This is a genomic window from Paenibacillus taihuensis (genome assembly GCF_003386535.1).
GTDB classification, from domain to species: Bacteria; Bacillota; Bacilli; order Paenibacillales; family Paenibacillaceae; genus Paenibacillus_Z; species Paenibacillus_Z taihuensis.
Window position 1 is genome coordinate 56,714 of record NZ_QTTN01000031.1, and the last position, 16,982, is coordinate 73,695.

General features: G+C 52.3%; 9 protein-coding genes. 8 read left to right on the plus strand and 1 reads right to left on the minus strand.

The annotated features are described in order from the left end of the window. Positions 1–48: 48 nt before the first annotated feature. The 8 genes from A8990_RS22055 to A8990_RS32530 all read left to right on the plus strand — a co-directional run bounded on the left by A8990_RS22055 (position 49) and on the right by A8990_RS32530 (position 14,822). Positions 49–1,008 (plus strand): ABC transporter permease, encoded by a 960-nt coding sequence (locus tag A8990_RS22055; protein ID WP_342772930.1) that lies wholly within the window; start codon positions 49–51, stop codon positions 1,006–1,008. A 9-nt stretch (positions 1,009–1,017) separates the two neighbouring features. Then, positions 1,018–1,899 carry a carbohydrate ABC transporter permease gene (locus tag A8990_RS22060; protein ID WP_116191215.1) on the plus strand — a complete coding sequence of 294 codons (882 nt, stop codon included), beginning with the start codon at positions 1,018–1,020 and terminating at the stop codon, positions 1,897–1,899. 119 nt (positions 1,900–2,018) lie between these two features. Further along, a complete protein-coding gene (locus tag A8990_RS22065) occupies positions 2,019–3,665 on the plus strand; it encodes an extracellular solute-binding protein (RefSeq protein WP_116191216.1) in 1,647 nt (548 codons plus the stop codon). 88 nt (positions 3,666–3,753) lie between these two features. Then, a complete protein-coding gene (locus tag A8990_RS22070) occupies positions 3,754–6,009 on the plus strand; it encodes a glycosyl hydrolase family 95 catalytic domain-containing protein (protein WP_116191217.1) in 2,256 nt (751 codons plus the stop codon). Continuing rightward, positions 5,934–7,607, plus strand: a complete 1,674-nt coding sequence (locus A8990_RS22075; protein ID WP_147306849.1) for a response regulator transcription factor — start codon at positions 5,934–5,936, stop codon at positions 7,605–7,607. The genes A8990_RS22070 and A8990_RS22075 overlap by 76 nt, the downstream gene beginning before the upstream one ends. A 200-nt stretch (positions 7,608–7,807) precedes the next feature. Beyond that, a complete protein-coding gene (locus A8990_RS22080; RefSeq protein WP_116191219.1) occupies positions 7,808–14,287 on the plus strand; it encodes a DUF4073 domain-containing protein in 6,480 nt (2,159 codons plus the stop codon). 272 nt (positions 14,288–14,559) lie between these two features. Then, positions 14,560–14,700 carry a hypothetical protein gene (locus tag A8990_RS31660; protein WP_181909711.1) on the plus strand — a complete coding sequence of 47 codons (141 nt, stop codon included), beginning with the start codon at positions 14,560–14,562 and terminating at the stop codon, positions 14,698–14,700. After that, the gene (locus A8990_RS32530) at positions 14,700–14,822 is read left to right on the plus strand and encodes a hypothetical protein (protein WP_281272519.1); all 123 of its coding nucleotides are present in this window, start codon (positions 14,700–14,702) and stop codon (positions 14,820–14,822) included. Before A8990_RS31660 ends, A8990_RS32530 begins: the two co-directional genes overlap by 1 nt. 64 nt (positions 14,823–14,886) lie before the next feature. On the opposite strand, the gene A8990_RS22085 is transcribed toward A8990_RS32530, so the two are convergent. Then, a complete protein-coding gene (locus tag A8990_RS22085; protein WP_116191220.1) occupies positions 14,887–16,980 on the minus strand; it encodes an alpha-amylase family protein in 2,094 nt (697 codons plus the stop codon). Positions 16,981–16,982: the final 2 nt, after the last annotated feature.

Consider the following 16,982-nt stretch of genomic DNA (forward strand, 5'->3'; position numbering starts at 1 on the left):
GACATGAACGATGGCGATGTCGAAGCATAGAGAAGGAGGAATCGCTCCATGGATCAGACGGCATCCGCGAAAAGCATAATGAAAACGCGTTCCGGTACAAGCGGGCCAAACCGATTTTTGCGCGAATTCGTACAGCAAAAATATTTGTACCTCATGGTACTCCCCGGCTTTTTGATCGTGCTGGTGTTTGCTTATTTTCCGATGTACGGCGTGCTCGTGGCATTCAAAGATTACAACGTGGCAAAGGGGATATGGGGGAGCGAGTGGGTCGGTTTCAAGTATTTCAAGCAATTTCTGGACAACCCGATGGCATTGCGAACGATCAAGAATACGCTCATTCTCGGCGCATACGGACTCGTATTCGGATTTCCGGCACCTATTGTTCTAGCGCTGCTGCTTAATGAGATTCGGCATACGGCGTTCAAGAAGTTCGTACAGACCGTCTCCTACTTCCCGCACTTCATATCTACCGTCATCATCGTCGGGATGATCAAAGAGTTTACGTCGCTCGATGGCTTGTTCAACCAGATTACGGGGCTGTTTGGCCTTGAGCCAATCAACTTTATGACGGAGTCGAAATACTTCCGAGCCTTGTTCATCGGCTCAGGCATCTGGCAGGGTATCGGCTGGGGGACAATTCTGTACTTGGCCGCGCTCAGCAATGCCGATCCAACGCTTTATGACGTGGCATCGATCGACGGAGCGAATCGATGGCAGAAGATCAGGAACATATCGATTCCCGCTATTATGCCCACGATTATCATTTTGTTCATTATGTCCGTAGGCGGAATTCTAGGTACCGATTTCATGAAGGTGCTGCTCATGTACAACCCGAGTACTTACGAGAAAGCCGATGTCATCGATACGTATGTGTACAGATTAGGCATTGAAGGCGGACGATTCGAGTACGCGGCAGCCGTCGGATTGATGTTATCTGCCGTATCGTTCCTGTTCGTCCTCATTACGAATCGACTGTCCCGCAAATACTCGGAAACGAGCTTATGGTAGGTGAATCGCATGGTATATAAATCAAGTGTGGGATCCCGGATTTTTGATGCGGTGAACATCGGATTCATGCTGTTGCTCGTGATCGTGACGGTATACCCGCTGCTCAATGTCATTGCGGTTTCCTTAAGCCACTCGGATTATATTTCGCTCGGGAAGGTAACCTGGTTCCCGCGAGGGTTTAACACGAAGGGATACGGCATTATCTTCGATAAGCCGATGCTCTACATCAGCTATCGCAATACGGTGCTCTACGCCGCGGCAGGTACACTGCTGACGCTGTTTCTGACATCGCTGATGGCGTATCCGCTCACGATTTCGAAGTTTCAGCTGAAGAATGGCATTACCGTATTTCTAGCCATTACGATGTTCTTCAGCGGAGGCATGATTCCGACCTACTTGATCATCAAGCAGCTGCACATGCTGAATACTTTCTGGGTAATGGTCGTGCCTGGATGCATCAGTGCCTATAACGTCATTATTTTCCGGACTTTCTTTCAAAATATTTCATCGGAGCTCCGAGAATCGGCTTATATCGACGGAGCGAACGACTTGGTCGTCCTGATCCGCATCTATCTGCCGCTGTCCAAGGCTTTGCTGGCGACATTCGCCTTGTTCACTGTCGTGGCGCATTGGAATGTATGGTTTAATGCGCTGATTTATTTGAAGGACGAGCATCGGTATCCGCTGCAAATGTTCCTGCGCTCCATCATTTTCACGCAGCAGGAGGGGCAAAGCTCACAGGTAAAGGATATGATCCAGAACCGGCAGATCAATCCGAAGAATATCCAGATGGCGGCGATCGTCATCACTATGGCTCCGATTCTATGCATCTATCCGTTCGTGCAGAAGTATTTCGTAAAGGGTGTCATGGTCGGTTCGATCAAAGGGTAGGAAGCTTCATCTCTGATGCATGGCCTTGAAAGGAGGTGAGCGTCGAAGCGAGGTCTGCGGCAAGAGAGAGCTGCAATTGCATTCAAAACCGTTTCGTTCAATTTAGAGGGGGATCTACTATGAAAAAATCGTTTTCGATCTTGAGAGTACTGGTACTGATTACGCTTATTTCGACTGTAATTCTAAGTGCGTGCAGCAAGTCGAATGATGGGAATACCTCTTCATCCAATAATTCCGACGCGAACGCGACTGCGAACCAGGCTTCCGCACCTGAAGAATTGAAGCTTAAGGTCGTGATCCCGCACTTCGGAGGCGATCCGACGGGAACGGTAGTCGAGCAACAATACGAGAAAGAAATCGAAGCTTACATGGGCACTAAAGTCTCGATCGAGTGGACGCGTATTCCGTGGGGCGAGTACAGGGAAAAGACGCAGATCATGCTGACAAGCGGCGATATTCCGGACGTCATGCTCGTGCTCGGCAACGATAATATTGTCAAATATGGCGAGCAGGGTCTGTTCCTTGACCTGAACAAATACGCGGAAAATACGCCGAATTACAGTACATTCGTCGATGCTACGGATAATAAAGAGCAATATTTGATGACCGATAACGATCAATTGTTTGCCTTCTATGATGGTTATTCGAATCCTTCCGACATCGAGCCAAGCCAATACGCTGCTGCCTATCGTCTTGATGTATTCGAGAAAAACAACATAAAAGTGCCGACTACGCAAGAAGAAATGTATGAGGCTGCGAAGAAGCTGAAGGCATTGTACCCGGATTCTTATCCGATCGGTCAAAGCGAGCAGTATATGGGCTACGACGGTATTCTGAACGCCAACCATACGTCGAGCGGTATCTACTGGAATGGCACGCAGTATGTATACGGACCGACTGAAGATGCGTACAAGGAAGGACTTATGTTCCTGAACAAGCTTTATTCCGAGAAGCTGATTGATCCGGCTTTCTGGTCGGACGAGATAGACCAGGCGAAACCGAAAGCAACGAGCGGCAAAACGTTCATTTATCCGCAGCTGTGGTCGGGCTATGTGGCTGATTTCAACGCGAATAAGGAAGCGGGCGTAACCTGGACGCTTGCGATGACGGCAGATAATCCAACCTACGGCAAAGCGTGGAAGTACGGCAGCGACCCCAAGGGAAAAGGGCTGCAGAACGGCTATGGTATCGTCATCTCCGCGAAGACGAAACATCCAGAGCAGGTCGTAAAGCTGCTTGATTATCAATACAGCGACAAAATGATTGATCTATTGATGTGGGGCATTGAAGGCAAATCCTACGAAGTGAAGGATGGTCAGAAGCAGTATCTGCCAGCGCTCAAATCCGCGCCGGACTTCGTAGACCAGCTTGCGAAAATGGGTGTTTCCGCATCGATGAGCACGCGTCCTGGTATCGTCTTTACGCCGCAAGAGAGAATCGCCGTTTATACTTCGGTCCCGGATGTGCTGTTCTACCATGACGGTAAAGCACAATTGGAAAACTATTATATAGCGTCGAATGAATATGGCGGCAGCGAGTCGATCTCGCCGAATGACAGAGCGCCGAAGGTGATGCTGTCGAAGGACGAAACCGATGAAGTGGCGGATACGATGACGCCGATCGACACGTATGTCCAAGAGTCAGCGGTCAAATTTATTAAAGGCGAGATGGGCTTTGACCAGTGGGATAACTACTTGGCTACGATTAAGAAAATGGGAGATTTGCAAGCGATTCTCGATCTGCAGAATAGCAAAGTGAAGAAATAATAAGAGGTAAAAGCATACAAACCATTTCCTCCTTTAGTGCTTCCGAGCAAAGGGGGAAATGGTTTATTCATACCGGGAGGCTGAAGCGATGAGTAAGTATGACTTGATAGTTGATGAACCGATTGCCAGATGGGATGAGGCGCTGCCTCTTGGCAACGGATTGACCGGCTGCCTCATATGGGGGAACGGAGAGCCGCTTCGGTTCAGCTTGGACCGCGGCGATATTTGGGATTTGCGGCTGGCGCCAGAGGCACTGGATAAAGGGTTCACCTATGCGGAGATGATCGATTGCGTGCGCCGTGGCGATCAAGAAGCGCTTCTTAACCGGTTCGACAGCTTCTATGAGACCTATCCTTATCCGACGAAATTGCCTGCGGGCAGTCTGGAGCTGCGTTTCAGCAAGCAAGCCGACAAGATGAAGAATCATCTTGCCTTGCAAGAGGCTTGCGCGCATGTCCAACTGACGTTCGGCGATCAGAGTATTGCCGTATCCAGCTTCCTGCACGCCGTGAACGGGCTCGGTTATATCCGAATGACCGGGGCTGCGGAGTCAATTGGACGATTGGAAGCTGTGCCTCCTGATTATACGGGAGCGTTACAGGAAGAGCGCAACAATCCCGTCTTTGCGACAAGCCTTACTCGGCTTGAATACCCGGCCGCGACTAGACACTCGGAGGGCAGCTTGAAATGGTTCTATCAGCGGACGTGTCATGAGCTGGAATATGCAATTGTCGTAGCGGAACGGAAGTCCGACGACGGTACGCGAGAATGGGTTTATACGATAGCGGCCAATCATGACGGAGAGAATTGGTTAGAGCATGCCAAGCGTAAAGTAACGGCCGCGATTGCCGATGGATTCGATCATGCATTCCGCGAGCATGGCGCTTGGTGGGAGCGTTATTGGGGGAAGAGCTCTATCGCGCTGCCAGACGCCGAGGCAGAGAAGCAATGGTATCTGAATAACTATTTGTTTGCATCCTGTTCGCGCAAAGGGGCGTCGCCGATGCCGCTGCAAGGCGTATGGACGGCGGACGAGGGGCTGCTGCCGCCATGGAAAGGCGATTATCATCACGACTTGAATACAGAGCTGTGTTACTGGCACTACCTGAAAGCGAACCATCTGGAAGAAGGAGAAAGCTTTATCGATTTCTTGTGGGACCTAAGGCCCCAAGGCCATCAGTTCGCGCAAAGCTTCTTCGATGCCCCCGGCCTCAACCTGCCTTCGGTCATGACGCTTACTGGCGGAGCGATGGGCGGCTGGGCGATGTACTCCATGAGTATCACCAATATTATCTGGGTGTGCCAGGCATTCGACCATTACTGGCGGTATACAGGCGACCGTGATTTTCTGCGCGATAAAGCCTATGTCTATTTCAAGGAAACCGCTGCCTGTGTGCAGCGATGGCTGATACCTGGCGAAGACGGCAAGCTCCGTCTGCCGGTATCGAGCTCGCCCGAGGTTCACGACAATTCGCTTGAGGCTTGGTTCGATCCCATGAGCAATTACGACCTCGCGCTTCTGATTTACTTGTTCCGCCGATTGAAGGATATGGCCGAGTGGCTCGATTATGCGGCTGATGCCGATCAATGGGCGGATGTGCTTGCGAAGCTTCCAGAGCTTGCCGTGAATGAGCGTCATGTGCTGATGGTGAATCCGAAAGAATCGCTCCAAGAAAGCCATCGGCACCACTCGCATATGATGGCGATCTATCCGCTGCAGCTGCTTGATCATCGCGGGTCTGAGCGTGATCGCCAGATCACCAATGCCACGATTGCGAATCTGGAGAAGCTTGGCAAAGGTCAATGGGTTGGCTACAGCTTCGCTTGGGCAGCTGCTTTCTACGCGCAGCAAGGCAACGGAGAAGCGGCGATTTATCATCTTCGCCAAATGTGGCAGCATGCATGCTCGCCGAACGGTTTTCATTTGAACGGGGACTACAAGCGAGCCGGCGTCTGCATGTTTCATTATCGTCCCTTTACGCTGGAAGGCAACTTCGCTGCTGTTAATGCCCTGCAGGAAATGCTTCTGCATACGGACGGAGAAACGATTCGCCCATTCCCGGCCATTCCTCGCGATTGGGCAAAGCGAAGCGTCGAATTCCGCGGTTTCCGCGGCGAGATGGGCGTGCTTGTGTCGGCGAAGCTTCATGCAGACAAGCTTGAATATGTCGAACTTCGTGCCGAACGCGAAGGAATCTTCCGCGTACAGAATAGTTTCGCTGGAGAAAGACTGATGTTGCGAATCGGTTCTAGCATTCAAGAGGTTCATTGCAGCAGGAACGAGATATTAACGATCGCGCTGGAAGCGGGCGAAATGTGCAGGATTACTTCGCAAGAATCATGATTAATCTGTTGATCGTTGACGATGAACCGCTTGTTCGGCTTGTGCTGCGTCATATGATCACCGCGCTTAAGCTCGATATTCATGTCGTCGGCGAAGCTGCGGACGGATTGGAAGCGATCCATTTCCTCGGGCATCATCACGTGGATATTGTTTGCGTCGATATCCGGATGCCCAAGATGAACGGGCTTGAGTTCCTTCGTCGCCTGAACCAGATGGAGGGAAGAAAGCCGAGCTATCCGATTGTGCTTAGCGCATTCAATGATTACGAGTATGTGAGGGAAGCGTTCGTGAACGGAGCGAAGGACTATATGCTTAAAGCGAATTTGGACGAGGGTTACCTGGTTCCGATTCTGACCAGAGCAGCGGAAGAAGTGGTGAGGGAGAAAGAAACCAACAACGAGGCGATGCCTGTGTCCGTTCGGAACGGAGAACAACTCCTCACGGCTTGGCTGGCGAATAAATGTGAAGATGAATCAGCCAAGTCGGAGGCTTACGCCGAGATCAAGGCACGATTAGGTGAAGTGAACCTGACCGCAGCATGGATTAAGCTGTCCAGCGCAAGTTCCGATGACATGAATGGCTTCATTAAACAGACGATCAGGACAGCCATCGATTCTAATGCCATTGTTTATGTCATTCTCGACCACTCGAAGGATGAGTTTATATTGCTCATGTCCTTGTCGATCTATCGAAGCATGTCCAGTGCGCGTGAGAACATCCATGCGGCGCTAACGACGATAAGCATCCGCTTGAAGCAATTCATGAACGCTTCCGTTGCGATCGGAGTCAGCGGCTTCGGTCGAAAGGCTGGCGAATGGCCGGACTTGGTAAGCCAAGCCTCCAGTGCGGCAGATCTTAGCTATTACCGCGGCTTTGATAAGGTTTATTTTCCAGAAGCGATAACGAGGATTAGGGAAGCACAGCCCAATATGGATCAATTGCAGCAATGCAGAGGCTCTTTAGTAAAAGCGCTCATGAAGCCGGATGCCGCTTCGTGGAAAGAACAGTTCAAGCAATTCGGCGACTTGTTGTCCCAGGCTGACGGGATTCCTTCGGAGGCGATTATCTCCGTCTTCATCGATCTCATATGGGAGGTCGGCTCCATTCTGTACGCGAACGGGCTGAGATGGCAGCAGCTGCAGGAGGGCTTTAACAGTCCGCTTGAGTTCATTGCGCAGTTTAAGACGATGAAGAGCACCTTGGCTTGGAGCGAAAAAATCTTCATGATGATTCACGGTTTAGTTCATGCGAGCGAAACCGGCGCGCAGTCAAGCTACTCGCTGCCGGTCGCGAAGGCCAAGCAGTACTTGGATGAGCATTTCTGCGAAGAGATTACGCTGACCTCCATCGCTCAGATGGCTGGCGTTAGCGAGAGCTATCTAAGCAAGCAATTCGCGAAGGAAGTCGGCCGAAGCTTTATTCAATACCTGATCAAGCTGCGAATCGACGAAGCGGAGCGTTTGATCGCGAGCGGGATGAAGGTTGCGGAGGTTTCGTACCAGGTAGGGTACATGAATCCGGAGCACTTCAGCCGTATATTCAAGAAAGTGAAGGGACATAGCCCGAAATCGCATCGCAACACCGTCCCCGCATTGTAAGCGGCGGACCCCACTATAACTCCAATCGGTTGATTCTCTTTCCCCGTAAGGAAGAGACCTGCCATTGGAGTTTTTTTGAACAAAAAAAATCATATGCCCAGCAGAAAACATCATTTGAATACGCTTTTATTTTCTATAAGATTCATTATAGCTTATCCAGATGCAGTCCTTTATATCAATAGAAGGAGAGGTTTAATCGAATGTCTAAAATAACGAGCAAGATCGCAATGATATGCAGCGCGGCGCTCATCTGGAGCCTGACTGCAAATGTTCCTATGCTAATTGGCAAAGCCTCCGCAGCGACGACAATTACTTATACAGGTGCGGCGGCGGCACCTGAACATGCGATGTCGCTTTGGTATCAGAAGCCAGCGGACGATTGGGAAACCCAAGCGCTTCCGATTGGCAATGGCTATATGGGAGCCATGATCTTCGGCGGGGTTGACGAGGAGCACATCCAGTTTAATGAGGAGTCGCTTTGGACGGGCGGCCCGCGCTCGAAGAGCGGCCAAGGAAAAGATGGCAACAGGCCTGGGGCCGCCAGCCATCTCGCCGATGTGCAAGCGAAACTGGCGGTCGGTGACGAAGAAGGCGCAAGGGCCATTGCAGAGCAATATTTGACCGGCACATTGGAGGATTATCCCGAGTTTGGCAACTATCAAAGCTTTGGCGATATCTATATCGACAATGTGCTTCCATCCTCCGTCACCGTTCAGGATTATCGCCGCGAGCTTGATCTAGAGGACGGGATGGCGAGAGTGACGTATAAGCAGGGCAGCGTCACTTATAAACGGGAATACTTCATGAGTTACCCGGACCATGTCATGGCGATGAGACTGACGAGCAGCCAGCCGAACCGGCTCAACTTCAGCATTGGCATGACAAGCCCGCAAGCGGTGAATAAGCCGGCGATTACTTCGAACGACCATACGATCACCATGACAGGCAAGTTGTATGACAACAATATGGCTTACGAGTCGCAGCTGCTCGTTCAGAACGACGATGGCATCGTTTCGGCAGGGGCAGCCGGTAAGCTGACCGTCGCCAACGCGACTTCCGTGACGATTCTGATGTCTGCCGCAACGGATTATGCCAACCACTATCCGGACTATCAAGGCACCGATCCGCACCCGAAGGTGAGCGGCTATGTAACAGCTGCAGCAGCCCGTACGTACGAGCAATTGCGTGCGGTCCATTTGGCTGATTATAGGGAACTATTCGGCCGTGTTTCGCTCAACATCGATAATGAAACGGCGACGGTGCCGACAGATGTGCTGCTGAATCAGTATAGAAGCGAGCGGAATGGAGCCTTGGAAGCGTTGTTCTTTCAATATGGGCGTTATCTACTGATAGCATCCTCCCGGCCTGGCTCGCTTCCTGCGAATTTGCAAGGCAAGTGGAATAATTCGCTGATTCCGCCTTGGGGAGCGGACTACCATGCCAATATTAATTTGGAAATGAACTATTGGCCCTCAGAGGTTACGAACCTGAGCGAAACCGCCGAGCCTTACGTTGCTTATCTGGATTCACTGCGAGAACCGGGCAATGTGATGGCGAAAACGTACTATGGCATTACAGGCGCAGGCTGGACCGTTCATACGATGAGCAATATTTTCGGCTATACGGCTCCCGGCTGGGATATCGCCACCTGGGGCTGGCATTCCGTGGGCGGCGCCTTTCTATCGCTGCAATTGTGGGAGAAATACCGATTCACACGAAATGTGGAGGCGTTAAGAGATCAGCTTTATCCGATTATGAAGGAAGCGGCGGAATTCTGGACGAAAACGCTCATTGCCGATACGGACGGCACTTTAGTCTCTTCTCCGTCTTATTCGCCGGAACACGGTCCGCTTACAGTAGGCACCAGCTACGAGCAGGAGTTAATTTGGCAATTGTTTACGGATGTCATTCAAGCAAGCGAGGTACTCGGTGTAGATCCGGATCTCCGCAGCGAGCTGATGGATAAGCGAAGCCGCTTGTCGATGCCGAAAGTAGGCCAATACGGCCAATTGCAGGAGTGGAAACAGGATATCGATGATCCTACGGATCAGCATCGGCACATTTCGCATCTTGTCGGGTTGTACCCGGGAAATCTCATTAATCAGGATACGACCCCTGAATTGTTCAACGCGGCAAAAGTAACGCTGACAGAGCGCGGGGATGAAGCGACAGGCTGGAGCCGTGCGAACAAGCTGAATTTATGGGCCCGGGCACTGGACGGCAACCATGCCTTAACGATTCTGAAGGGGCAGCTCGCCGGCAGCACGTACACCAACTTGTTCGATATTTGTCCGCCATTCCAAATCGACGGAAACTTCGGCGCAACCGCCGGCATCGCAGAGATGCTGCTGCAGAGCCAGACGGGAACGATTGACCTTCTGCCGGCCATACCGGATGCCTGGTATACCGGCGAAGTGAAAGGTCTTGTTGCTCGCGGGGCATTCGATGTCAACATGAAGTGGAAAGGGAAGGTGCTCACGAACGCATCGATTACTTCCCTGGAGGGGAATGACGTACTGCTCAGTAACGGGATCTTCCTAAGCCCGGACAAGCTTGCCGTGACGAATGCGGCGGACGGAACACCAGTAGCTTACGTCCTTGACGGCAATACGATCTCATTCCCTACGGAAGCGGGGCAGACCTACGAGATTGTTTCATCGCTGACACCGGAGCCGGAGCCGAAGCCTGCACCTGCTTCGTCAACCGTAACGATCGATGATAGCGACCCGTCGATTACGTACGGCGGAGCTTGGGGTGCCGGAAGCGGCGCTACGTATGCCGGCACGGAGAAGTACAGCAACGCTGAGGGCGACTACGCGCAGTTCTCTTTTACCGGAACAATGATCAAGGTGATCGCTGCCAAACAGAGAAACGCTGGCAAGATGGATGTGTACATCGACGGCGTACTCGATGAGGAAGATATTGATTGCTATGCGGCATCGACGCAGAAGCAAGCGGTTGTTTACCAGAAAGCCGGCTTATCGAGCGGCGAGCATACGATAAAAGTCGTCGTGAAGGGGACGAAGAATGCGTCGGCTGTCGATAGTTACGTCGTGCTGGATGCTTTCCAGTATTCCATGCAGGCTCCGGCACCAGCCGTCAGCGCAGATGATGTGAACAACAAGTTGATCGGTGCGGATGACACCATGGAGTTCTCGGTTGACGGCGTAAACTACTCGCCCTTTGATTCGTCGACTCCTCCCCTGTTCCCTGGAGAACAGACGGTTCAGGTGCGCGTAGCGGCGAATTCGGAGAATGCGGCCGGCATTGCGGCAACGATTCGGTTTACGAACAGCGCGCCAATGATTCAACGGCTTTCCGCGTTGAAAGGAACGGTAGGGGCGACGGTGACAACATCGGCGAGCGCGGTGGATGCGGATCAGGACGCGATTACGTTCAGCTCTCCGGATTTACCTGCCGGTGCGACGCTGGATGCTCAGAGCGGCGAATTTGTTTGGACGCCTGCTGCGAGCGGAGAATATGCCGTTACGATTCAAGCATCGGATTCGAATGCCGCAAGCAGCACGGTACTTCAAATTTATGTTACGGCAATGGCAGTGGCGGCAACGCCGATCATGCTGGATGAAGGCGATGCTTCGATTGTTTACAGCACGGGCTGGAGCGATGGCTCGAGCGCCGGAGACTATCAAGGCACGGAGAAATACAGCAATGCGGAAGGCAGTACCATTCAGTTTACGTTTACAGGCAACGAAGTGAGATTTATCGGTGCGAAACAGGTGAATACCGGTCTGTTCGATGTCTACCTCGACGAGGTTCTCCAGCAGCAGGATATCGACACCTATTCTTCCACCACGATCCAACAGCAGGTGTTGTACCGGAAATCAGGACTGCCGAGCGGCTCTCATACGATCAAGGTGGTTGTGAAAGGTTCGAAGAATCCGGCAGCGGTTGACAGCTATATTCTTGCAGATGCGTTTCAGTATTTGCCGGCTATACCGGAACCTGTTGTAACGGCAGATGATGTGAACAATGTCATCATTGGTGCTGATGAATCGATGGAATATGCAGTGGACGGCGGCAACTATACGAAATACAGCGTGGATCCAAAGCCGACGTTTAACGGGGATCAGACGGTCACGGTGCGAGTCGCGGCGAATGAGCTGAATCCGGCGGGACTTGAGGCGACGCTGCACTTTACCGATGGGGCACCGGTTCTTGCTCCGATTGCCGACATCCATGTGAGTGTCGGAGATGAAGTGAGGTTTACGGTACAGGCTCAGGATTATGAAGGAGAAGCGGTCACACTCCATTCGACCGACATGCCTGCGGGGGCAGCATTCGATGCTGCGACTGGTCAATTCTCCTGGAGACCTGCTGCCCCAGGAAGCTATACGGCGATGTTTACGGCTGAAGACACAAGCGGCCATATGTCTCAGCTGACGGCATCCATTGAGGCGACGTTAGGTGATAATCGCAATCCAGTAATCGCAAGCATGCCGGACATTCAAGCGAAAACGGGCAACACGGTGGCTTTCACCGTGCAGGCGAGCGATCCGGATTTGGAACCGGTCGCGTTCAGCGCCACGGGCTTGCCGGATGGTTCCGCACTTGATGAGGCGAGCGGAACGTTTACTTGGCCGCAAGCGGTAGCCGGCGACTATCCAATTCAGATCAAGGCGGAAGATACGCGCGGCGGATCTGCTCAAACGACGGTGATGATTCATGTAACAACGAATCATGCGCCTGTCATGAGCGCGATCGCTCCGCAGCATGTGAGTGCTATGGATACAGTGACTCTGGCGATAGACGCAGCGGATGCGGACGGAGATGAGCTGTCCTTCAGCTCGGATCACTTACCTGCAGGTGCGATCCTGAATCCGGCAACTGCCGCATTCATTTGGCCGAAGGCGGCAGCCGGCACGTATGACATTCCGGTTACGGTGACGGATGGCAAGGAAAGCGACACGGAGACGCTCGAAATCGAGGTTTCGCTGAAATCCCGAATAATTCCGCCGGTTCAAGTGGATGACCGCGATCCAAGCGTGAGCTTCGGGGGATCATGGACAGCAACAGGAGACGGCCGTGATTTCGCGGGGACTGAGCGATATAGTAATGAGGCCGGCAGCTATATGGAGTTCGAGTTCAACGGAAATTCCATTAAAATCATTGGCGGCAAACAATACAATCTGGGTATGGCGGATATTTATTTGGATGGCGTTCTGGCGGAGGCTAACGTGGATACGTATTACAACGGTCAAGCGAGGCAGCAAATCCTTTATGAGAATGCTGCGCTGGCGAATGGACCGCATACGATCAAGCTCGTCGTCAAAGGAACGAATAATGCCGCCTCAACCGGTGCGTATGTCATGCTCGACATGCTGGAGTACACTATGGACACACCTGAAATCAGCGTGTTTGCTGATGATCAGGCCGATGTGCTTACCGGCGCGGATGACACGATGGAATATGCGGTGGATGGAGGCGAATATATCCACTACGATTCGGCTCAAGCTCCGCATTTCTTCGGGGACAAAACCGTTGCAGTCCGAGTGGCGGCGACAGACGAGTATATGGAAGGTCCGGCAAAGACGCTGCATTTCACGAATAGCGCCCCTGTCGCGAGCGGAACTTACACGCCGCCTGTTGTTAATCCGACTCTTAAGGTCGAGGATGGCAAAGCAATCGTTCAATTCGTAACAGGGAAGACCGAGGCAACTGTATCTGCAAGCGTGCTGCAGAATCAAGCCGCCGATAAGCCGGTCGTCGTGCATGCTGCAGATATAGTGATGACGATCCCTGCGGAAGTGATTCATCAGTTATTGGCTCAACTGAAGGATGCTGCGGGAGCCAATGTGAAGATCGTGATTAACGCAGAAGCTTCGGAATTGGAAGCGAACGATCCGAGCTTGAAGTTAAGCGGATCCGTCTATCACTTGGATTTGCTCACGGTGGATAAGGAAGGAAACGAGAAGAGGCTCGGCGGCTTCGCTGTGCCGGTCCATCTGGAGCTCACTTATGACAATGACTTAAATACGGACTTGCTTGGCGTTTATGTCTACAACGAAGCGTTGAAGCAGTGGCAGCATGTTGGCGGAGTAGTGAACGCAGCCAATGGAACCATTGCAGCGGACGCGCCGCACTTTAGCACGTATGCGGTCATGGCTTACGACAAGAGCTTCGCTGATGTGCCAGCGGAACACTGGGCATCGGGAGCGATTAAGGTGCTTGCGGCGAAGCATATCGTGACGGGTGTTGACGCAAGCAGCTTCAATCCATCCGGAAAAACGACTAGAGCGGAGTTCACAGCGATGCTAACAAGGATGCTCGGCCTGGATTCGGATGAGCAGAAGCAAGTATTCTCCGATGTAGACGGACGCGCATGGTACGCAGGCGCCGTCAACGCCGCATACCGCGCAGGTTTGATAACTGGCGTTTCGGAAGCTTCGTTCGAACCGAATGCGCTGATTACAAGGGAGCAAATGGCGATTCTGATCGTCAGAGCCTATGCGTATAAACATGGCAGCGTTCAGGACGGATCCGCAGCAGACCTGCCGTATACCGACAGAGGAGCCATTGCGCCATGGGCGGTCGAGTCCGTGAAACAAGCGCTGAATCTCGGATTGATGCAAGGCGGCACAAGCGGGGCGTTCTCGCCAAAATGGAACGCGGCGCGAGCTGAAACGGCACAAGCGATTTACAACCTTTTGAAGCTGATCTAATTAAGCAAGAGTTGATCCAGTGTAATATCGGCAGAAAACTAGAGGTATCCCAGAGTTCACCGAACTTGTGGGATGCCTCTTTCCTCTGGTTTGGTGACGTACTCGGATGAAGAACTTCCTTCCACCCGAATCAGATGTTTGGGGGAAAGTCAGCAATTGCAATTAATTGCTACAGTTCTGTGACACTTGCTTAGATTGTGATTTTAATCACATACTTAAATTCGAAGCAGGACTACAATAGCCTTAGCAAGAACTTAAGGGGGCGCATTCAGATGGAAGTGATGTTCATGATCATGGGATTCAACGCTGCGGTGATCGTTGTACTAGGCATTCTTGTAAATGGCGCATTAGAGATGGAACCGATTGATATCACGTATCCGACCGGACAAACGTTGAATGGAGGCGAGCTGTAATGGATACGATGGCCATTTACCTATTCTTCTTCGGTATGCTTGCGTTTGTGCTTATCGGATTGTTAGTACCTGCCCGCTATATAACCATTCCAGAAGATGACGATGCAATCGAGGTGAAATGAGTTGAAACGGAATAAGAAAACGAAAGAGGCTCTTTCGGGAGCCTCTTTTTTCATTTCACTATTCTTAATGTCGAATCCGGAACAGCTTGGCTTCGCAGGGACTTAGCGTCACGTCCATGAATTCCGCACCAGACTGCAGCTGCATCTCTGCGCCGTCCCAGATGTCAGTCACCTGGAGCGGGGCGGAACTTGAAATTCTTAACCTCTCCAGCATAATCCGCTTATACGACTCTTGCTCCGCATTGTAATTAAATACAGCTACCCAGCTTTCGCCGCCGCCGGTACCCGTATCAGTACCATCCGCACTCGTAAGCACGAAAATACCTTCCGCCTTACTGCCGCTAGACCCTTCCGCCGGCCGGAACGTAATCCCCTTGCGTGCTAGAGACAGCACATCCGGCTGGGTCATCCAAGCGCGGGCACGATCTGCTGCTTCTTCCAACCGGTAGTCATCGCCAAGCAAGAGCGATGTTCCCGAGATGACGGAGGCTGTCAGCCGGCTGCGGCCTTCATGCCAAGACGAGGCACGCTGGTTCGCGCTTTTGTACAATACGGTATGATCCGGATCGTTGAAGCGATAGAGCGTGTCATTGATCCACCAACCGTAGGTTAATGCATTCAGCATATATTCCGTATCGCCGATGAGGCCGAACACGTCGCAGGAAATGCGGCGGCTGTGCGCATAACCGTGCGGGAACAGCGGGGCGATGGACAAGTTGATGAAGAACGGCCGGCCGATGCGCTCCGGCGCGAGCGTGTCCCGAATAACGGCCATGCCTCTGTTGTAGGCTTCAATTCCAGTTCGCACCTCAGGATCGTAGCGGCTGCCTTCAAGCGCTCCGTGCGAGAGAAAGTCCGCTTTGACATAATCGAAGCCCAGCTCCACGAAGCGATCCAGCTTGCGCTTGATTCGTTCCAAAGCCGCGGGATGACTGAGATCAATGGCATATGCGCCGTCCAGCGTAGGCAGTATGTTGCCTGCTTCATCCTTGAGGAGAATATCCCGGTAGCGGTATTGTTCCTCAATGCCTTCCACCGGTCTCTCGGGATCGTTGCCCCAATATGCGAATGGGGAGAAGTAGATGCCTGGTTTCTGTCCATTCGCTTTCACTCGGCGAACCGCTTCGCGCAGCTCCTCGGGCGAGAGGTTATCCCAGAACGAGTCGAAGTTGATGTATACGCCCTCGTTGTCCTCATTCGAGAAGTCTTCACCGCCGTTATGGAGCTCTTGTTTTATAAAATCCGACGTATGCGCATAGACATCGAAATCCAATTTGCTCATGACCGCAGACCAGCTGTTCCAGCCGAACGGAACGCCGCCGTCCCATGACAGCTTAGGGGTAATCACCGCGTTCGCGCGGCCGTACGCCTCCATGCCGTTCCGATAGTCCTCGAAGAAACCGACAAAGATCCGAGGCGAAACGTTCAGCTTGCCGCGCGCGGAGCCATGAGGAAGCGTATCCCGGGTCTGCAAGCCGGACAAGCCGCCGAATACGCGCAGACGGGATACTTCGCCCGCGAACGTGCCTTCCACTTGAAGGCCGGATTTCCAGAAGTCGTGGGTCACGGAGCCAAGCACGAATCCGCTTCGGCTCTCCGCGTTATAGATGGCCGTCGCTTCGCAGCTTTCCACGGAGCAAGGAATTGAATGTGAGCCGTAACGAACCCACTTGTCGTTATCGAAAGGAACGAACAGAACGCGCACATCGCCTTCTTGATGCTGACCGAATTGCAAGCAGGAGCCGTCATTGCGCAGAGCGGATAACGGAGCCATGTTGTTCGTTTCCCATTCCGTTTCCCATTCGGCCTGAAGCTGGGTGAAGCTATAAGGGACGTCCTCGTATACCGAGAAGTGCTGGCGGAGGATCGGCTTCTGAGGCTGCGAATGCTCAATGCACCAGCGCACTCCTTTGCCAAACCCGTCTTCGACTAATTGAATGGACTCCGGAATAACCCGATGACTGCTATAGGACGTCGTCCGCAGATGTTCAGAGCCGATAACTACTTCACTGAACAGGTCCCGCAGAATGCTGCCATCCCGCCAATGATAGGATAGTGTCCCTGTCTGCAGATTCGATTCAATACGCAGCAGCCCATTATCCACGATCACAAGGTCGTCATTCGAATCGATGCGGATGGTCTGAAGATTTTGCATCATAG